This window comes from Alteromonas sp. CyTr2 (assembly GCF_947311905.1).
In the GTDB taxonomy this organism is placed as follows: Bacteria; Pseudomonadota; Gammaproteobacteria; order Enterobacterales; family Alteromonadaceae; genus Alteromonas; species Alteromonas macleodii.
The window spans coordinates 60721-80208 of record NZ_CAMZMZ010000002.1 but is presented as its reverse complement, the minus strand read 5'-3'; the positions used below and the strand labels follow the sequence as shown (position 1 = coordinate 80208).

The following is a 19488-nucleotide window of genomic DNA, read 5'->3' as shown; positions in this document are numbered from 1 at the left end:
GTTGCGATATAAAATATCTATTGTCGCGACGAATTTTGTTTATCGAACGCGGGCTTTTTTAGCCTATCCAAGTTCGAACATAATCTATAACAACGTTATCTGCTTTTTCTTCACAATGGGTTATAAACTCTGAGATGCATTGAGTACGTTCAAGTTCAAATCCCAGTTTAATTGATGGCGCGCTAAAAAACTTTTCTGCAATGTGATCAGCATCAGTTGCTTCATCTTCCAGCCATGTCTCGCTGAGCTGACTCCGCCTATCTAATTTGATGGGTGCTTTTATTTGATTGAAAGTATCAGAATTGGGGATTTGCCAACTACGCATGTCTACAAATAAGTGAAAGGGTCTGCCTTTACGGGTTTTCAAGCAATCAGAAAGCTTAGCAAGGTACTGAATGTTCGTGGACATATCCCACTTACCGCGAAGCGTGACCAAAATACAATTTCTAAACGGCTCAATATGAAAAGGGGTCGTAGACATTTACTCGTACATCTCTATGCGACTATATGAATAGCTAACTCAACATCTATAGCATTCACATACTAGAGCTGATAAGCATCAACTACAACTATAGTTGAGTACTTTATAATTAAGTTTAATACCCAATAAAAAGGCCTGTGTTTAAACAGGCCTTTATAGAAGATGTCTCAAAGAGATACGCTGTATTAGTCGTCTCCGAACTCGCGAATAATGCTGTTAATAGTGTCTTTAGCGTCACCCAGAACCATGCGCGTGTTGTCTTTGAAAAACAGCGGGTTGTCTACACCGGCAAAACCGGCATTCGCAGAACGCTTAAGCACAAAGACCGTTTTCGCACGATGTGCTTCGATAACTGGCATTCCGTAAATAGGGCTGCCTTTCATCTCTTTGGCTGCTGGGTTAACAACATCGTTTGCACCGATAACAATAACCACGTCATAGTTTTCCATACGAGGGTTAACGTCATCCATCTCGTATAGTTGGTCATAAGGCACGTCAGCTTCTGCCAATAACACGTTCATGTGGCCCGGCATACGCCCCGCTACAGCGTGAATGGCGTAATCAACCGTACAGCCATTTTCCTCTAGCAACGACTGAAGTTCACGTACCGCATGCTGCGCTTGCGCAACCGCCATACCATAACCAGGCACCACCAGTACTGCTTGCGCTGCTTCTAATACATAAAATGCATCTTGCGCCGACAGTACTTTAATCTCGCCTTCTATTTTTTCGCCGGCCTCGACTGGCTTGGCAAAGCCAGACAACAACACATTCATCAATGAACGGTTCATGGCCTTACACATAATATTGGTAAGAATTAAGCCTGACGCGCCTACTAGTAAGCCGGTAACAATCAATATTGTGTTGCCTGTAGCAAGACCTGCCGCCGACGCTGCTACACCTGAGTAACTATTTAACAGCGCAATAACCACCGGCATATCTGCACCACCAATTGAAATGGTAGCCCACAAGCCGAAGCTTAGTGACAACGCAATAGCACAGTATATCCAAAGTGGGTTGCTTGGGTCGGTAGTAAAGAAATAACCAATCACCACCATGCCAATTAGGTGCAAGATGCTTAGCTCGCGAAGCCCTGTGAAAATAACGGCTTTAGAGCTCATTTTTCCTGACAACTTACCCCAGGCTACCACCGAGCCAGAGAACGTAATGCCCCCAACTAAAATTGTGAAAAACAGGGTAATAAAAGTAAACGCACTTTCCGTTTTAAGAGTAATTAGGCTCATTCCGGCTAATGTTGCCCAACCCAGAAGCAATGACGCTGCGCCACCAAAGCCATTAAATAACGACACCATTTCTGGCATTGCCGTCATTTCAACGGTCTTGGCTTTCCACGCACCAAAGGCGCCACCAATAACAAAACCTAGCAGGATGTAATGATAGCTAATGATCTGCTGGTCAAGCAGGGTGACGACGACAGCAACCAGCATACCAATGGCAGAAATAAAGTTACCTTTTTTCGCGGTATCTGGATGGCTAAGTAACTTAAGTCCTAGTATAAATAGTGCCGCAGCTACTACGTACGCAAGGTTTATTACGGTTACGATATCACTCACTTGCGTACTCCTTATTTATCTTTTTTCTTGAACATGCCAAGCATGCGATCAGTAACGAGATAACCACCCACCACGTTGATGCTGGCCAGCGCCACCGCTGCGGTACCAAGAATGGTCGTTAGCAAGTTGTTGTCGCTACCCGAGGCTACCAATGCTCCTACTAACGTAATACCCGATATCGCGTTAGAGCCTGACATTAAGGGTGTATGTAAGGTTGCTGGGACTTTTCGAATTAACTCAAAACCCAAAAAAGCAGCCAGTAGCACGATGAAAAGTAGGTAAATGATTTCCATGATTAGGCTCCTTTGTATGCGTTGTTAAGCATGTCGTTGGTGATGCTACCGTCGTGGGTAATAACACAGCCGGCCAGAATGTCGTCTTCTAAATTCAGCCCAAAGGTTTTGGTTTCATCGTCGAAGAACTCATCCACAAGGTTGTAGATGTTATTGGCGTACATGTCGGTGGCGGCTTTAGCCACATACTGGCTCCAGTAACCATTACCAATTACCTTTACACCGTTAACTTCAACGGTTTCGCCAGCAACCGAACCTTCAACATTACCACCTGATGTTGCGGCCATATCTACAACCACACTGCCCGGCTTCATGAGTGCTAATGTATCTTTTGATATGAGCACTGGTGGTTTGCGACCAAATAACTGCGCTGTCGTAATAACAATGTCAGAGTCAGCAATCGCGTCGCGTTGCGCTTCTTGCTGCTTCGATTTTTGTTCATCGGTCAGTTCTTTTGCATAACCGTCCTTCGTTTGGCCTGTTTCCCCAATGTCGATCTTAAGGAATTTGCCACCTAGGGATTCTACTTGCTCAGCCACCACAGGGCGGGTGTCATAAGCAAGTACGTTTGCGCCTAAGCGTTTCGCGGTTGCTATAGCTTGAAGACCCGCTACGCCAGCTCCAATAATAAATACCTTTGCTGGTTTTATTGTTCCTGACGGTGTCATCATCATAGGTAATATTGATGGCAACTGATTCGCCGCCTGCATCACCATTACGTAACCCGCAAGACTCGCTTGCGAGCTCAATGCGTCCATTTTTTGTGCACGAGAAGAACGAGGGATCATCTCTACAGAAATAGCGGTTAGCCCCTTTTCTGCAATAGACTCAACAAGCGATTGCTGAAAGAAAGGGTCGAGATGGCCTACCACAATGGCCCCTTTTTTCATCAACGCTAGCTGTGCATCGGTGGGTTTGTTCACCGCCACCAGCATATCTGCTGTTGATAATGCATCATTCACATCATCGATGACAGTTACGCCTACATCTTTGTATTCTTTATCTGAATACCCTGAGTGTACGCCCGCCCCCGCTTCTAGCAGTAAGATCGCCCCTTTTTTCACCAGACGCTGTGCACTACTAGGTGTAGCCGCACATCGCTTCTCCACATTATTTAGCGGATCTGGCGCTTTTGACTCATTTAATATTATGATTTTCACACGCTTCTCCTCACATTCCGGCTATCCGAGAATGACACCCTTTAAACAGTACTAAGCCATTTTATTCACTTATGCCTAGCATTCTCTAGCGAAATCAAAAACAGAACAGGCAATTTCTGTATTTATTTTGCTTCGAATAGCACCCCTCATTCCGCTTATTTTTCAAGCGAAACTGCGGCAAAGCTACGCTATATGGGCATACATCACTAGTATCATTTACTTACGAGTCATAACTAATATTTATATAGAAATGGCATACAGGCGATAAATGAAGTGGATAAAGAAGCATTTATTCTGTGAATACATTAATAATTGTGCACTTTTTAAACACACGTAAAGGTGAAATACGCTAATCGACGTCGAAGAAATCACGCCTTTTAAATAAGGCGATTCAATTAATTTAAAAAATTGTTAAAAAAATTTGGGGGATTTTACAAAGCGTGTCGTCTTGATGAATTAACAGCGAAATGCTGTGAGAGAAAGCCAAGTGGGGTGCACACCATAAGGCGCATTAAAATTAACGATTAGGACACACACCATCATGTATAGGAAAACCAAGCTTGCATGCTCAGTGGCAGCAGTTTTAGCGTCGGCTATTTCTGCGAATAGTGCATTTGCCCAAGACGCGCAACCCAATAAAGACGTAGAAGTGATTGAGGTAAGTGGTATCCGCTCATCGGTTGCAAAATCGATGGATGTTAAACGCAGCTCTGCTGGCGTAGTCGACGCCATTAGCGCAGAAGACATCGGTGATTTTCCCGATACCAACTTAGCTGAATCACTACAGCGTATTACCGGCGTATCTATCGACCGTTCAGGCGGTGAAGGCCAGCTAATTACCGTGCGTGGTTTTGGACCACAGTTTAACACCGTGTTGGTAAATGGCCGTCAAATGGCGTCTGAAAACGATTCGCGTGCGTTCAGTTTCGACACGATTGCTTCTGAGTTAGTAAGCAGCCTTGATGTGCATAAAACGTCAACGGCCACAATGCAGTCTGGTGGTGTAGGCTCTACCATTAATATTAATACCGCGCGCCCGTTCGCATTAAACGGTTTTAAAATGGCGGGCTCGGTAAAAGGCGTGTACGACGAAAATAGCGAAGAAACTACGCCGCAATTTTCTGGCCTTATTAGCAACACGTTCAATGACGACACCTTCGGTGTATTACTTGCCGTTTCACACCAAGAGCGTGAGACTCGTCTTAACCAGGCTCAGATGGACGGTTGGCTAGAGAACGTTGGCGTGCCAAACCCTGTTACGCAGTCAGGCGACGCTTGGACAGGCAATGTATTTTCGCCGCGAAACTACGATCACAAAGTGACCTTTGAAGAGCGTACCCGAACAAACGCTAATCTTGTATTCCAATATGCACCTAACGACAAACTGGTTGTAACTGCTGACGCACTGTATTCAGATTTTGACGTAGAGTCTGAAGCAACGTCGTACGGCCACTGGTTTACCGCACCTAACATTCAGGGTGTAGGTGATGACGGCAGCCTGTTTGATGAAAACGGCAATCGCCGCAGCCCAACGGTTGATGCAAACGGTACTATTGTCGATTTATACCAAGAGGTAGGTTTGGCGACAGATATGCACGCCAAAACGTTCGACCGTTTAACTGATACCTATGCCATAGGCCTTAACTTTGATTACCAGTACTCTGATAATCTGAATTTATCGTTTGATTTAAGTCATTCAGAAGCCGAACGCGAAGCCAATAATGGTGGCGGCGATCAGCTTTCACTTATTGGTTATGCCAACCGCGTACGATTCCAAGTAGATGACAACATTTTACCAGTTGCCAGCATGTTCGCTTCGCCTAATGACAATATTTATAGCGGACAACAAGAACTAGATGGCGCGATTGTTACTGGTCCTGACGGATTCCCTATATACAACCCTGCACTGACACCTGATGGTGTGAGCAATCATCTTGATGAAGCTAACAGCCGAGCTCACGTAATGCTGCGTCGAGGCTGGGCGGTAGAAGATGAAGTGAGCCAGCTGCGCTTTGACGGCGAATACGTAACAGATGGCAGCGGCTTAACTGAAATTCGCTTTGGCGCACAGTACAGCACCGAAACCAAATCACTTACCCGTTGGGACAATGAAGGTGTAGGTATTCACTGTACTTACTGTGGTTACCCAGACTTGCCCGAGATCCCAGCAGGCAGCCAATACGTTTTTGACGCAGGCAGCGATTTTCTTTCTGACGTAAGTGGTAGCGGTCGCATGCCCACCTCTTGGCTTGCCCATGATGGCGAAGCCAACTTTGCGTTTTTAGAATCTTATTATCAAAGCGTAAATGGTGAGTCGATTAGTTTTGATGCGGTGCGTCGTAATAACAGCTTTGAAGTTGAAGAAGATATTATCTCTACCTATATGGAATTCGACTTTGAAGGCGAAGTTGCAGACATGTTCTTAAGCGCAACCGCTGGTGTGCGTTATGAAATGACGGATGTGACGGTTAACGGAACGCAAGCGCCAATAACGGGCTTAACGATTCTGGATCAAACCGAAATGCTGGCTGGTTTTGGCGATGCGCAAAGTATTGCCACTGAGTCTGATTACGACGTGCTATTGCCAAACTTCAGCGTACGTTTGGAAATTACCGACGACTTAATTGCGCGCTTTGCGGCGAGTTCAACTATTACTCGCCCTACGCTTAACAGCATGTCACCGGTGACAGTAATTACAACCACCCGCCAAGGTGGTGACTTAACGTCTACCAGTGGTAACCCTGCACTAGAGCCATTCAAATCGGACAACTTGGACTTGTCACTAGAGTATTACTATGACGAAGCAAGTTATGCATCAATTGGTTACTTCAGAAAGTTGGTATCGAACTTTATTGTTAATAGCCAAGAAGACAAAACCTTCGAGCTTGCTGACGGCAGCTTGCTAACCGACCCTTCTACAGGCACTAACGCTAGCGCGCCAGATGCGGGTGACGACGTTGCTGTGTTCACCAATACTCTGCCAAATAACGGTGAAGACGCAACGGTAGACGGCTTCGAGCTTGCGCTTCAGCACACTTTCGATAATGGCTTTGGGGTGCTTGCCAACGGAACTATCGTTGACAGTGACGCCGAACTCGATCCATTCGATATTAATCAGGTATTTGCACTAACCGGGTTAAGTGATTCTTACAACTTGGTGGCATTTTATGAAACTGACGATTATCAAATTCGCCTTGCCTATAACTGGCGTGATGAGTTTGTTCAGTCGTTAACACAAGGGCAGGGTGACGGCCCAACCATTGTTGAGTCTTATCAACAGCTTGACATTAGCGGTAGCTACAGCGTGACAGACAATGTAGAAATCTTCTTTGAAGGTATTAACCTTACAGAAGAGTTTGTACATAAACGCGGTCGCTTCTCTAATCACTTGCTGTTGGTTGAAGACAGCGGCAGACGTTGGGCCTTCGGTGTGCGCGGAAACTTTTAGTTTCGCGTAATTGGGGCCGACATTTGTTGGTCCCACATTCGTGGCTACCATTTGGTAGCCACAGTTTTTATTCAGGAAATCAGTATGACAACAGCAACTCCCATAACGCACATTGTAGTAGTTGGTGGCGGTAGCGCAGGGTGGCTAACGGCTGGTCGTATTGCAGCGCAACATCAATGCGCTACCCGCAAAGACATTAAAGTAACCTTAATAGAAAGCCCCAATGTGCCTATTATTGGCGTGGGCGAAGGCACCTGGCCAACCATGCGCTCAACACTAATTGCATTGGGTATTAGCGAAACCACTTTCATCAAAGAATGCGACGCCACATTCAAGCAAGGAGCAAAGTTTGCTAAGTGGACCACTGGTGAAGAGCACGATTTTTACTACCACCCTCTCATGCTGCCCCAAGGGTTTTCGCAAACAAATTTAGGTCCTTACTGGCAGACTGTAGCACCAGAATTAAACGAGTCTTTTTCCCATGCAGTATGTGTTCAGGAAGCGATATGCGAAGCAGGTTGTGCACCTAAAAGCATACGCCACGCAGAGTTTGCAGGCGCCGCTAACTATGCTTATCACCTAGATGCAGGAAAATTTACCGCCTTTTTAACCAAACACTGCACTGAAAAACTAGGTGTACACCATGTGCTGGCCGACGTTAACCGCGTCGAAAGCAGCAATAACGGCGATATCAAAGCCCTTCATACCGAGCAAGGGGTAACAGTAGAAGGCGACCTCTTTGTTGACTGTACCGGCTTTAAATCTATGCTGCTCGGCGAACACTACAAGGTGCCGTTTATTCCCTGTGACGATGTACTTTTTATCGACCGAGCATTAGCAGTACACGTGCCTTATGACACCCCGCAAAGTCCTATTGCATCCCACACTATCTCCACCGCACAAGACGCCGGTTGGATTTGGGATATCGGTTTGCAGTCACGCCGAGGTGTAGGCCACGTCTATTCCAGTAGGCATCAGAGTAAAGATGACGCCTATGCTCGCTTAGACACATACGTTCGCCAAACCAGCACGTTAAACGGCATAGATGGGATAAACGTAAAAGACATTACTATTCGAAGCGGACACAGGCAGTACTTTTGGCAAAATAACTGCGTGGCTGTTGGGCTAGCGGCGGGCTTTCTAGAGCCGTTAGAAGCTTCAGCGCTTGTACTGGTGGAGCTGTCTGCCTCAATGATCGCCGAACAGTTGCCAGCAAATCGAGCCGTAATGGATATTGTGGCAAAGCGCTTTAATGACACCTTTTCTTACCGTTGGCAGCGAATTATCGACTTCTTAAAGCTGCATTACATGTTGAGTAAGCGAGAAGACAGCGCATTTTGGCGGGACAATCGCGATAGTCATACTATTCCGGAATCATTAAAAGAATTACTCGCGTTGTGGCAATACCACCCACCTAGTGACAAAGACTTTACCAGCAACAACGAGGTATTCCCCGCGGCAAGCTATCAGTATGTCCTGTACGGTATGGGGTTCACCTCAGATTTAGGCGCACATCAGCAATGGGTTAACGCCGACTTTGCTAAGCAACAGTTGATGCAGAACAGAAAAGCTCGCGGCATGGCGGTTGAGAAACTGCCTAAACATCGCGAACTTATTAATAAAATTCACCAATTCGGCCTGCAGGCCGTTTAACGTAAATCAATAAGCAGGGCCTACGTATGACTCACATGGTTGCCATTAATAATAAACAACATGCAGATTTGAAAGTAACCGACGATGCATTGTCACTCAGTGCCAATCAGCACCTTGTTCCTGTGGTGGTCTCTGAGCTAAACAAGCTAGTGGTGCATTATCCCGTGGTGATCACCAAGTTTGACGACTCGGGACAATTTGGCTTATCTGCCTTGTTAGGTTTTGAAGAAAAGGAAAACCTATTTTGGCAGCAAGGTGAATGGAATGCGGTTTATATTCCGGCACAGTTTGAACGCTTGCCTTTTTATGTAGGAACGGAAGCGCAAAGCGCTGACAGCAGTAACCGGGTGCTGTGCATTGATATGGATAATGCCTCAGTAAGCGAAGAAAAAGGAACGCCGCTCTTTGATAACACAGGAGAGCCTAGCAACTACCTGTTGGAGAAGCAGCAGATCCTTGCTCAGCTTCTTGACGGTGAAACGCAAAATCAGCGTTTTATTGCCGCCCTACAACAGCACAACCTTATTACACCATTCACTCTAGATATTACCTTTGAAAACGAAAGCAAAACGTCTATAACAGGGTTATATACCATTGACGAAGATAAGCTAGCGGCGCTTAGTGCTGACGCGATTGCTGATTTGCATGCACAACACATGCTGCAAAGCATTTACACGCTCATAGCGTCAAACGCACAAATCTATGCCCTTATCGACAAGAAGAACAAGGCGAATAAAAACGCAGACGCATGGTTTCAAACTACGAATTGATTAAGGTTGGTGAGCAAGCCACACCGATTGTTGTTATCGATGGTTTCATACCAGACCCGCTGAGTTTGGTAGAAACAATTGCTCAACACCACCCATTTACAAAACTAGATGGCGACTTTTATCCGGGGGTGAGAAGTCACCCGCCCCAGGAGTATGTGGAACACCTACATACCTCGCTTCCACTGCTGTTTAGTCAACTTGCTTCGCATAATGGGCTACAAGATTTTGGCGTGGAAAAGCCGCTTCAAATACCCCTAGTGCAACTTTCCATAGCCAATCAAGCGCCGAAAAGTTTGTCGCCCATTCAATGTATTCCGCACATCGATACGCAAAAGGATAATGAATGGGCATTGGTGCACTATCTGTTTAGCGCGCCTTTGGGCGGTACTGCATTCTATCGACATATTGAAACGGGGTTAGAGCGGGTTAATGCAGCGCAATACGAAGGCTATTTTAAAACCTTAAAACGTCAAGCCACCAGCGTAGGGTTACCACCTAAAGCGTATATAAACGGTGATACCGCCATGTTCACCCAAATCGCCTGTATTGAGCCTATGTTTAATCGCGCCGTGTTGTATCCAGCCAACTTGCTGCACAGCGGCTGTTTACCTAACGATATTTCGGATTCTGCTGATGTGAAACAAGGCAGGCTAACCGCAAACGCCAGTATCACGTTTAAAGGGTAAAACGCTCAGCCCTAATAATGAGGGCTATGAAAACTTCAGATAGCGATTTGCGATAGCTGCCTTTGGTAGTGCTCGTTACGTTACTGCAATTTTAAGATTGACGACTAATTCATTAGTGAAAGTGTAATAGACGCGATTTCATCCGTGCCCGTTACGGTTATTGGTGAAGTCAGGCTATCAAAGGTAAATGGAATTTTCTCATAGCTTCGACCGCCGTGTTCTCTCGCCACTTCAACGTGAAGTATTAAGGACGACGAGTTTGCGCTTTTTCCAAAATCATCCAATCCATCCCACTCTATGTGCAAGGGTGCGTTTTTCTTTGTAGCCCCGGCAAACCCATCGACTAAACCTTCATTTTTCCGACCCACTCTTCGCCACCATGTGCGCAGCTCGCCTAGCCATCTTTCGCTGGTGCCGCGAAGCGCCAAGCTTTTTACTAGCCGGTTCTTTTCGTCGCTTATCCACACGCTTACGTAAGGACCGCGATAATCTGCAATGTCAAATAGCGGTAAGGTGATATCAATTGAGATGGCGTGGCCATTTTTTTCAGCCTTGTTTTTACCCGACGTGCGAGCTGTATAGGTGTTGCTGGTAAATACCCTGCCATTTTCATCAATTAACTTCAGCGCTAGTGATGGGTTCGCGTTAACTAACTCCATGGCTTGCTGCGCTGTTTTGGTTGCCGAAAAGTGTGCTAACAACATGGCTTCAAATGCGTTATCCGCCACTGATATGGCTTGAAACTTGGCGCTAGGCCAACCGTCACTGTGGCTTAACACGCCTTTTTCTAAAGACGCCAGCTTTGAAGTAGAAAGTACTGGGCGTTGCCACGGCCTGATGAATGCAATGGTACTTGGATTACTAACAGCGTCCGTTGCGCGGCCATTTTGAATTACAGCCTCTTGCGCCACGGTCCCCTGCCAACTAAAACCTTGGTTCGACGCGTGGGTTTCTAGCCCTTGCGCGCTAATGTGGTAAGAACGAATATTAATTGATGTCAGGTAGTTAGCAATACGATCTACGGCAAGAGAAGCTGTGAACTCGGATAAATCCCACTGGATAGGTGACGCAAATGCCACGCTGTTATCGTCATTAAAATTGACCTCAGCAATGCGCGCCACACGAGCAAGACGTCTCACTTCGCGACGTGAAAGGTCATGCTTACCTTGAACATATTCGGCCCAATAGTCATAAAGCGCACCGTTGCGGCAGCTTATGTTACCTTCAGTCCGATTAAACCAATCCTCGCACCGCTTAATGGCACTGTACAGCCACGCCGGAAGTGTACCTTCGTATCGTTGATTAATTTCGCTAAGCGCACTCGTTGCGTTTGATTTATCTAACGTTTGATAGGTGTCTTTAATCAGTAGATCAATATTCTTTTGCTCAATGGCGCTAAGCGTCTGCTCTTCGTACAGGGTTATTTCTGTGTTAAGCGTGTGGGAGGTTGCTTCTGGTGATGGTGCAGGAAACACATACAACTCGGCCTTAACAGCATAGCTGGCGGTAAATACCGCCAGATATAAAAGGAAACGCCCAACCATTATTCGCTGACTTGTGCAGTGGTGGTGTCACTTTGCTCCTGCTGACGTGGCGCAGGCGCTGGATCAGCTAACGTTAAGTAGCCATCACCATTAGTGTCGTAGCGATGAAAGGCATTAAACCCAGACACCATGTACTCTGAAAATGTCATTTTGCCATTCTCGTCTGTATCAAGAACTTCAAAGCGAACGTAAGTTTGTTTAATTTGCCCTTCATGGGTCTTCTCGATCTGTGCATCCAGCCTGTCTTCAAACTCAAGCACGTATTCTTGCTCTGTAAGCTTGTCATCACTGTTTTCGTCTGTACGCTGGAATTGTGCTTTGCGAACGGCGTGAAACTCTTCTTTTGTTACCTTTTCGTCACCGTTTTGGTCGTATAAGGTGACAAAGCCTTCAATATTGTGGCTGGTCGGCATGCGCAACATAGGGCGCTGTACTAGCTCAGGTTTGTCATCTTTTTCCTGTGACGCCGAGCGACGGGGCGCTGGTTCAGGGTCGCCCAGTGCAACTACACCATCATTATCACTGTCCATACGTGAGAAACTTCGCTCACCCACCGCGTTTACTTCATCAATAGTAATGAACTCGTCATCGTTGCTGTCAACAGCATGGAAACGTACGTGAGTTTGTTTTACCGATGCTTTTCTGTCTTCAGCTAACCGTTTTTCTACTTTGCCTTCCCACTCATAAACGTATTCACTTTCATCAAGTACACCGTCTTTGTTGGTATCAGACGCATTGAAGCGAGCACGTCTGGCATCAACGAACTCTTCTAATGGAAGCGACTCGTCTTTGTTTAAGTCATAGGTCAATATAATGCCGCTGGCGCTATGTGGTGCCGCTACTGCCGAAGCGCTAATACAAAGCGCAGATACAACGGCTAAACTTACTGTTTTAAACATAATTATTTCCTTGTACCCTCAATGATTAATAGGCTTCGAATGATAGTGTGGTGGTGTAGCTATAAGTGGGCACGTCTGCACCATCAGGCGCGTCGGTACGCAGTCTTACTTGCATCAAATAGACATCTTGTGCTGAAGGAGTAAATGACGCTTGCCCATTGGCATTTGTCGTTAATTTTTCTACATCAGATTCTTCGGCGAACTGATCTTTTCCTTGGTACACCGAGATTTCATGATCGGTAACAGGCTTACCGTTAAACAGAACTTTGAAATTAAAACTCTCGTTGGCAAACAAACTGTTAGGGTGATTAATTGCCACGATCTCTAAGCCGTCGTTTCTTAGCGCTAACGCCTGTTCACTTGGCCCTTTCTTCGTTACGTACGTTGTTGCAAACGTAACTGATTGAAAGTGCTCTTTTAATATCGCACCTTCAGGTAGAGGCTTTTCATTACCTCGCATAGAGCCACGCTCACCGTCCTTTTCATACACGCGAAAAATTGCCCCCATGCGTTTTCCGGTTGAAAACTGGTAAGTCCCTTCTTCCTCTAAAGTGTGCTCAAGAACATTACGGGTAGACAGATCGACAACCTTCTCCACACTCACTAGCTTGCCGCTAGGGGTTACCACTTCAAACGATGCATTCGTAATTGCCGCTTCTGGTACAAAAAATTGTTCTGCAAAAGATGCATCCAGCGTGACTTTACCGCCTCTAACCGGTTCAAACTGAAGCGGTTTTAGGTAAGCCACGTGGGCTAGAGCAGCGCCACTGAAGCAGCTTGCAATAAGCAAGGGTAAACTGATGAGCGTGTGTTTTTTCATGGTTTTTTATTTTCTAGTTGTGTAAAAGTGAAATCATACTATTGCAAATGATAATAGTTATCAATAGTATTACGATCGATTTTTGACGCACGAAGTGTCAAGAAATCGCTTTGACAGGCGCGATTTAAGAAAAATAAAAATGATATCAACCGACGCAAACAGGAGGCTTAGCGTTGATACGAAATACTAATTATTTGCACTTTTATTAAAAATTGGAAAAGAACAATGAAATTTAAACGCTCAACGGTAGCTATTTCGCTTGGCTGTGCGCTAACACTTCCTGCCCTAGCTCAACAATCAGAATTGGCAGTTACAAAGGCCAAAAGTGAAGAAACCCTGACAACGACTGTCGAAACCGTGCTGGATGCACAAACTCTGTCAAAGCGCTCAATTACAAATATTGAAGATACCGCTCGCTATATCCCAGGAGTACAAACTAATGATACGGGTAACCGTTTCGGTAACGATGGCTTCAACATTCGCGGCTTGGAAGGAGACGCCGTAGCAGTAACTGTAGATGGCGTCGGTCAAGGCGAAACGCTAAACCCAAGCTCATTCGCCGCTTATGGAATGTATGGATCGAGCCGCGGCGAAATTGAATTGGAACACGTAAAAGCCGTCAATATCACTAAAGGCCCAAGCGCTGTCGCGCAAGGACCAGGCTCCCTTGCAGGCTCAGTTACCTACGTGACCAATGAAGCGAGCGACTTTTTACCTGCCACAGGTGATGCTACAGGCGTTAAGTTGAAAACCGGTTTTGATGCACGCTCTGACGAATGGCTAGTACACGGCACCGTCGCTAACAGAACGGGTAACTTCGACTCGCTATTGCAATACACAATGCGCGACAGTAGCGAAACAGAAGCCCACAGCCATGGTGAGAATATCTCTGGCTCAGCACGTGGTCAGGCTGACCCGATGGATAATCAAGTCGATGTAGTTTTACTTAAACTTGCTTATAACTTTTCCGAGCACCAGCAACTAGGCTTTGTTTACGAAAAAACGGACAGAGAAACGAACGGCGTACCTCTTTCTCGCCAAAGTGACTCTTATTTTGACTTCACCTCAGCGGATGAAAATAACCGCGAGCGAATTGGGCTTTTCTTTAACAACGAAAACCTGGGCCTAGCGTTTGCTGACAGCATAGATGTGACATTGAACTATCAAGAGCTGTTTTCATCGGGTGTAACCAGCTTTCTTTACGGCAGTGCAGACGGCGACGCTATATTGCGTACCGAGGACCGCAATTTCAGCCAGGACTCATTGAGTTTCAATGTTGATTTAGCCAAATCTATCACCGGAGAATTTAACCATGAGATTATTTATGGTTTTAGTTTTCAACAGGTGGACGCTGAAGCGGTGATGTTCGACCGCAGGTTCGCTGGACAAACCGCGGACTCGCCTATTTTAGACGGCTACCCTATTCGCGACCAAAGCTTTGTTCCAGAAACCGAAAAGACGTTAATTACAGCCTACCTAGCTGACACGGTTGAACTTAGCGAGCAATTAAGCGTAAACCTTGGACTTCGCTACGATTCTACGGAATATACGCCTACTGTAGACAGCACATTTTCAGATCCCACAGGATTAAGTATCACAGACAGCGAGTTTAGTGCGGTGGTAGGAGAGATTGGTGCTACCTACGAATTCGTAAAAGGCCACTCTATAAATGCTCGAATTGCTCAGGGCTACCAAGCGCCTACGCTCCAAAGCTTGTATTTTGGTACAAACTCAGGCGATGAAGTCACCGATATCATAACTGGTAACACGTTTATTGACCTTGACCGTATTGCCAACAGTGAACTCGATGCTCAAGAATCGACTAACTTTGAACTCACCTATATTGGTGATTTCGAGAACGGAAATGTCAGCGTGTCGGTGTTTAGAACTGAATACACTAACATGATTCAAGACGAGACTTATTCAACGCCTTATGGCACTGAAGTAACTACCGTGCAGTGCGGTCGCTTCGGTTGTGAAACCGTAGTCAATACTGATGATGTATTCACGCAGCCACAAAATACGGGCGAACTGACTGTTGACGGTTTTGAAGTTACTGCTAATTACAATTTTACAGATAACATTGCGGGTCGTTTTGCTTATACAGCATTGGACGGTACCTACGACACCGCGTCTGCTTTTAACAATGCGGGCGACGATTTAGAAACCGTATCGCCAGATACCGCAACAGTTGGACTAGGCTACGTATCTGATGAAGGTGATTGGGGCGCAGAACTTGTCGCAATTTTGAGTAAAAGGGTAGAAGAAAGTACTCAACTTAGCTACACCTCGTTGAACAACGGCGCAGGTCCATCGCATACGCCTGCAGGCTATGCTGTTTTCGACCTGCTCGCCTACTACGACATTACTGAAAACCTGCGCTTTACCACGGCGATCTACAACCTTACAGACAAAGAGTATTACCGCTGGGAAGTACTTAATAGCGTAAGAGACGGTACTGGTGGTTTCTTTGGCGGCGTGAGCGGTAATGGGTACCAGCGCTACTCAGAGCCAGGCAGAAGTATTAGTGCCTACGTCACTTACCAGTTCTAATGTAACCAAAGTGCAGGCCATACTTAGCTCAACTTAGCCAAGTGGCCTGCTATTCACTCAAGTATTCTCCCATGAATGTTTATGAAAGTTTGTTCACGAAAATGGGTGATCGAAAGTTCCTGTTCAAACGTTTTCTCGCTATCTCTCTTTTTAGGACTTTCACTATGTTTGGACTTTTTAAAAGCAATCCAACCAAAAAAATGCGAAAGCAGTATGACGCCCTTCTTGAAAAAGCCATGCACGCGCAAAGAAACGGTGACATAAAGACTTATTCATTGCTTACCGCCCAATCAGAAAAACTGTGGAAAGAAATAGAAACAATTGAGAAGAACACGCAAGGGGCATGAATACTAAGCGCTTGTAGGTTGCGTGCTTCCGCATGTTAATACGTTATGTTCACACCCAAGGCGTAGCGCGCCCCCGCGTCTTGCACAAGCAAGAGATGATTGCTGAATCGGCCGCGCTTATGAACGGTTTCGTTAGTAATATTGATACCTTCAAAAAATACAGAAACCCTCGGGCTAAATTGGTATGAAAGGCTCATATCCCACTGCTTGTAGGGGCTAACAAAGGTTGGCTCGGTGCTTTGGGTTTGGTTTAGTGACTGCAAAAAGCCTTCTCGCTGGTTCCAAGCCACCCGCCATTGCAGCGCATTTTTTTCATAAAAAAGCACCATGTTTTTTGCACCCGACAACCCTGTAAGTGCGAAGGTTGAACGGATATTGGCGGTGTCTAATTCAGCGTTGCTGTCTACAAAGCTCGCATTGGCCTGAATTCCCCACCCTGACTCGCCAAATAAATGCTGCACTGCTATCTCGACCCCTTCAACCGTTGCAGACTCGCCGTTGCTGGGAGATATTACGGAAAATCGTGCTAACGCATCAGCATCGTCAACCGCATTTGGATCTGTGCCGGTGCTAGGGTCAGTCACGTTATTAAAGGTTTGTGTACTGCTTTCATTAACAATGAAATTATCTACCGTTTTTCTAAAGTAACCTGCCGATATATAGCTATTTTCCTGGTAGTAATGCTCAATGGCCAAATCAATGTTTTTTGCCTCAAAGGGCAATAGCTGTGCGTTTCCGATACGCGCCCGCAGGTCGCCACCTTGTCGCGTGGTGGTGTAAGTTACACCTGGTGCCATCTGTTCTAAGGTTGGGCGGGTGATACTGTGATTATAAGCCGCGCGAAATACCCAACTATCTAACCAGCTGGCTTTAACGCTCACGCTGGGTAAAAGATTGGTGTAGCTTGACGATTTATCAATATTTACCGAGGCGCCAAACTCTTGCCCCAGTTCGGTTTGGTCTAAAATAACTAACGCCGATAACTGCTCATCGACACCGCTTACCTTTACGTCAGTGTACTCAGCACGTAGCCCTGCATGCACATCGATAAACCAAGGTGCGTAGTCCTTCTCAATAGCGGTTTGAATATACCCCGCATACACTGTTTCTTTAACAGCGAAAGAGCTTCCCCGTGTTTCAGCGGCTAGACTGACATCCCCAGCGTTTTCTAAGTAACGGAATAATGTATCACCGTCGTGGCGCAGCCACTGATGAGGTATGTTCTCATGCCCACTAATTGAGCCTAGAAAATCGTCGCCTGCGTCAAATATGGTTTGGAAGCTATCGGGAATATCTGGTGCATCAAAATAGCCGCAAAAACTGCAGTGTCTTGCGTCTGCTTCGTTGTCTCTTCTTTCGTTGGCTTTTTCGCGCTGAGTTAATGCTCCACCAACGTCAATTTTGCTAAACCAGTTTTCATCCCCAAGCACACTTATATTGATTTTTGCTTGCCCTATATCGTCATCAATACTCCACCCTCTGCGCAACATCACGTGGGAACGGCCGTTGGCTGGATCTAAGTAATGGGACACGCCAACCGGCTCCCCCAAGGCATTTACCTGACGGGGGTTGGCTTGTTCAAAGCCCGATATTGCGGGCAATATATTCGACTGACGATGATCGAATGAAGAGCGATTTAGATAACCGATAAGCGAGAGAGAATTCCCCTCTCCATTGTTGTCATCGACATTGGCCATTGAGTAAGACAGATCAGCATCAACAATTACGCTATCGCTTGCGATGTAGTTCGCTGCAAAACCGAAGCTTCTCAAGGTCGATGAACGGTTAAATGTGCGCGCGTGAAAGTCGGTGGCATGCCCGCTATTTTGTGAAAAAGCCACCGCCGTGCCGTTTTCATCCACCGTAACATCTTCAAGGTTACTCGATGTAAACCAATGTCCCATTGAGGTTGCCGAGGTTTCAACATCAAATGTTGACCCCAGATAATCAGCCGTAAGCTCGAGCTTGTTATTAGGTCGATATTGTAAAACGAGCGCAGACCCCGTACGTGTTCTATCGTCAAAGCGCACTCTTTGATCGTAATTCCTGGGCACATATAGCGTAGAAACGTCATCAGAAAGCTCACTTTCAGGTACGTTAGTATTTACCAACCAACCATCAATTTGCGCTTCTTCTAGTCGAGCTTGACGCTTGTGTTGAGTAAAAGAGGCTAGAATGCCAAACGAGTTATTCCAATAAGTGTTGCTGAACATAGCAGAGGTAGAAGGCGCATATTGTTGCGAGTTAGTATCGTACTGCATTTTGATACTGCCAGCCGCCCGCATTCCCTTGAAAGAAAGAGGTTTAGCGGTGTGAACATCAATCGTAGCGCCAATGCCACCTGACTGCATAGTCGCCTGACTTTGTTTGTGTACGGTTACACTGCTGACAATCTCAGAAGCCAGTGTATCAAAACTGAATTCGCGCCCGAGCTTATCGGTTGCCATGGGCCTGCCGTTTAATAAAACCCGATTAAATTCCGGCCCAAAGCCCCTCACCGTAACAAGTTGGCCTTCCCCTTCTGCGCGGTCGATAGATACGCCAGACACACGCTGCAGCGCTTCTGCGAGGTTTTGATCGGGGAACTTACCCATATCCACCGACTGAATAGTATCAATGATGACGTTCGCGTTGCGTTTGATCCCCACCGATTGAGCAACACGCGCTCGTAATCCCCTTACTTCAATGTATTCAATATCGTAACTGCCTTGCTCGTCAGGTACGGTTACCAAGCTATCGTCTTGTGCGGTAATGGCGTTAAAAAGACGACCAAGCAAGTGATTGTTTTCATCACTATCGCTAGCAGGCACTATTTTTATTCGAGTGTTATCGACAATATCAGCACTCAGGCCTGTACCAGCCAAAAGCTTTTCTATTGCTACTTGTGGCGTATAGTTACCACTTACTTCATTTGCAAAAATATGCCTGACTTTGTTGAAGGGAAAGACTACGGTCAGCTCGGCTTGATTGGCAAACGCGATGATTGCCTCGTCTGCACTTTGTGCAGGAATAGCGAAATTTATTGCGGAGAGCGGCGATGTATTCTGTGTAATCACTTCTGCTTGTTGGTGGGGCAGCACTGACTGTGCAATAACAGTGTGACTTGCGCCGAACGACATCATGCACAGTGCAACCGTTAAAGCTTTAGGCTTAAAAGGCAGCATGATTATTGTGTCGAATGGTTCATTTGCCACAGGCATATTCGGTTTTACGCTATTGTTATTATTGATTATTAGAGTGTGTGATGCGTATGCGTCACC

Annotated in this window: 14 protein-coding genes; 6 read left to right on the top strand and 8 right to left on the bottom strand. The window is 46.1% G+C overall.

Translation table 11 applies throughout. The annotated features are described in order from the left end of the window. Positions 1-58 precede the first annotated feature (58 nt). The 4 genes from QME20_RS01780 to QME20_RS01765 form a co-directional block, all read right to left on the bottom strand. Positions 59-481 (bottom strand): arginine decarboxylase, encoded by a 423-nt coding sequence (locus QME20_RS01780; RefSeq protein ID WP_281715331.1) that lies wholly within the window; start codon positions 479-481, stop codon positions 59-61. Positions 482-666: 185 nt separating this feature from the next. Further along, positions 667-2055 (bottom strand): NAD(P)(+) transhydrogenase (Re/Si-specific) subunit beta, encoded by a 1389-nt coding sequence (locus QME20_RS01775; protein WP_014951244.1) that lies wholly within the window; start codon positions 2053-2055, stop codon positions 667-669. An 11-nt stretch (positions 2056-2066) separates the two neighbouring features. Then, positions 2067-2348 carry an NAD(P) transhydrogenase subunit alpha gene (locus QME20_RS01770; protein ID WP_014951245.1) on the bottom strand — a complete coding sequence of 94 codons (282 nt, stop codon included), beginning with the start codon at positions 2346-2348 and terminating at the stop codon, positions 2067-2069. Positions 2349-2350: 2 nt separating this feature from the next. After that, positions 2351-3508, bottom strand: coding sequence for an NAD(P) transhydrogenase subunit alpha (locus QME20_RS01765; protein WP_281715330.1), 1158 nt, complete (start codon positions 3506-3508; stop codon positions 2351-2353). Positions 3509-4049: 541 nt separating this feature from the next. On the opposite strand from QME20_RS01765, the gene QME20_RS01760 reads away from it, so the two are divergent. The 4 genes from QME20_RS01760 to QME20_RS01745 all read left to right on the top strand — a co-directional run bounded on the left by QME20_RS01760 (position 4050) and on the right by QME20_RS01745 (position 10065). Next, positions 4050-6956 (top strand): TonB-dependent receptor, encoded by a 2907-nt coding sequence (locus QME20_RS01760; RefSeq protein WP_168463126.1) that lies wholly within the window; start codon positions 4050-4052, stop codon positions 6954-6956. A gap of 84 nt (positions 6957-7040) precedes the next feature. Then, a complete protein-coding gene (locus tag QME20_RS01755) occupies positions 7041-8609 on the top strand; it encodes a tryptophan halogenase family protein (protein WP_281715329.1) in 1569 nt (522 codons plus the stop codon). Between the two features lie 26 nt (positions 8610-8635). Further along, complete coding sequence (locus QME20_RS01750; protein ID WP_278343805.1) at positions 8636-9379, top strand: SapC family protein; 744 nt, start codon at positions 8636-8638, stop codon at positions 9377-9379. After that, the gene (locus QME20_RS01745) at positions 9358-10065 is read left to right on the top strand and encodes a DUF6445 family protein (RefSeq protein ID WP_281715328.1); all 708 of its coding nucleotides are present in this window, start codon (positions 9358-9360) and stop codon (positions 10063-10065) included. Before QME20_RS01750 ends, QME20_RS01745 begins: the two co-directional genes overlap by 22 nt. A gap of 104 nt (positions 10066-10169) precedes the next feature. Here the strand turns inward: QME20_RS01745 and QME20_RS01740 are convergent, their stop codons facing one another. Genes QME20_RS01740 through QME20_RS01730 form a run of 3 tightly spaced genes read right to left on the bottom strand, consistent with a single transcriptional unit; the run spans position 10170 to position 13328 of the window. Then, entirely contained in the window at positions 10170-11609 is a 1440-nt protein-coding gene (locus tag QME20_RS01740; protein WP_281715327.1) for a DUF2271 domain-containing protein, read from the bottom strand. Continuing rightward, on the bottom strand, positions 11609-12508 hold the full coding sequence (locus QME20_RS01735) for a calcium-binding protein (RefSeq protein WP_281715326.1): 900 nt from the start codon (positions 12506-12508) through the stop codon (positions 11609-11611). Before QME20_RS01735 ends, QME20_RS01740 begins: the two co-directional genes overlap by 1 nt. Before the next feature lie 25 nt (positions 12509-12533). Beyond that, a complete protein-coding gene (locus tag QME20_RS01730; RefSeq protein WP_281715325.1) occupies positions 12534-13328 on the bottom strand; it encodes a DUF4198 domain-containing protein in 795 nt (264 codons plus the stop codon). 225 nt (positions 13329-13553) lie between these two features. Here QME20_RS01730 and QME20_RS01725 point away from each other — a divergent pair, with 225 nt between their 5' ends. Together QME20_RS01725 and QME20_RS01720 are read left to right on the top strand one after the other, a co-directional pair. Beyond that, positions 13554-15881 carry a TonB-dependent hemoglobin/transferrin/lactoferrin family receptor gene (locus QME20_RS01725; protein WP_281715324.1) on the top strand — a complete coding sequence of 776 codons (2328 nt, stop codon included), beginning with the start codon at positions 13554-13556 and terminating at the stop codon, positions 15879-15881. Positions 15882-16045: 164 nt separating this feature from the next. Continuing rightward, positions 16046-16228 carry a DUF6435 family protein gene (locus tag QME20_RS01720; RefSeq protein ID WP_281715323.1) on the top strand — a complete coding sequence of 61 codons (183 nt, stop codon included), beginning with the start codon at positions 16046-16048 and terminating at the stop codon, positions 16226-16228. A 35-nt stretch (positions 16229-16263) separates the two neighbouring features. Here the strand turns inward: QME20_RS01720 and QME20_RS01715 are convergent, their stop codons facing one another. After that, positions 16264-19428, bottom strand: a complete 3165-nt coding sequence (locus tag QME20_RS01715) for a TonB-dependent receptor (RefSeq protein WP_281715322.1) — start codon at positions 19426-19428, stop codon at positions 16264-16266. Positions 19429-19488 lie beyond the last annotated feature (60 nt).

What these genes read in the sequence shown, in the direction of transcription:
- QME20_RS01760 (WP_168463126.1), top strand. Translation starts at nt 4,050, where the DNA reads ATGTATAGGAAAACCAAGCTTGCATGCTCAGTGGCAGCAGTTTTAGCG.
- QME20_RS01770 (WP_014951245.1), bottom strand. Translation starts at nt 2,348, where the DNA reads ATGGAAATCATTTACCTACTTTTCATCGTGCTACTGGCTGCTTTTTTG.
- QME20_RS01780 (WP_281715331.1), bottom strand. Translation starts at nt 481, where the DNA reads ATGTCTACGACCCCTTTTCATATTGAGCCGTTTAGAAATTGTATTTTG.
- QME20_RS01730 (WP_281715325.1), bottom strand. Translation starts at nt 13,328, where the DNA reads ATGAAAAAACACACGCTCATCAGTTTACCCTTGCTTATTGCAAGCTGC.
- QME20_RS01745 (WP_281715328.1), top strand. Translation starts at nt 9,358, where the DNA reads ATGGTTTCAAACTACGAATTGATTAAGGTTGGTGAGCAAGCCACACCG.
- QME20_RS01720 (WP_281715323.1), top strand. Translation starts at nt 16,046, where the DNA reads ATGTTTGGACTTTTTAAAAGCAATCCAACCAAAAAAATGCGAAAGCAG.
- QME20_RS01740 (WP_281715327.1), bottom strand. Translation starts at nt 11,609, where the DNA reads ATGGTTGGGCGTTTCCTTTTATATCTGGCGGTATTTACCGCCAGCTAT.
- QME20_RS01725 (WP_281715324.1), top strand. Translation starts at nt 13,554, where the DNA reads ATGAAATTTAAACGCTCAACGGTAGCTATTTCGCTTGGCTGTGCGCTA.
- QME20_RS01750 (WP_278343805.1), top strand. Translation starts at nt 8,636, where the DNA reads ATGACTCACATGGTTGCCATTAATAATAAACAACATGCAGATTTGAAA.
- QME20_RS01755 (WP_281715329.1), top strand. Translation starts at nt 7,041, where the DNA reads ATGACAACAGCAACTCCCATAACGCACATTGTAGTAGTTGGTGGCGGT.
- QME20_RS01715 (WP_281715322.1), bottom strand. Translation starts at nt 19,428, where the DNA reads ATGCCTGTGGCAAATGAACCATTCGACACAATAATCATGCTGCCTTTT.
- QME20_RS01735 (WP_281715326.1), bottom strand. Translation starts at nt 12,508, where the DNA reads ATGTTTAAAACAGTAAGTTTAGCCGTTGTATCTGCGCTTTGTATTAGC.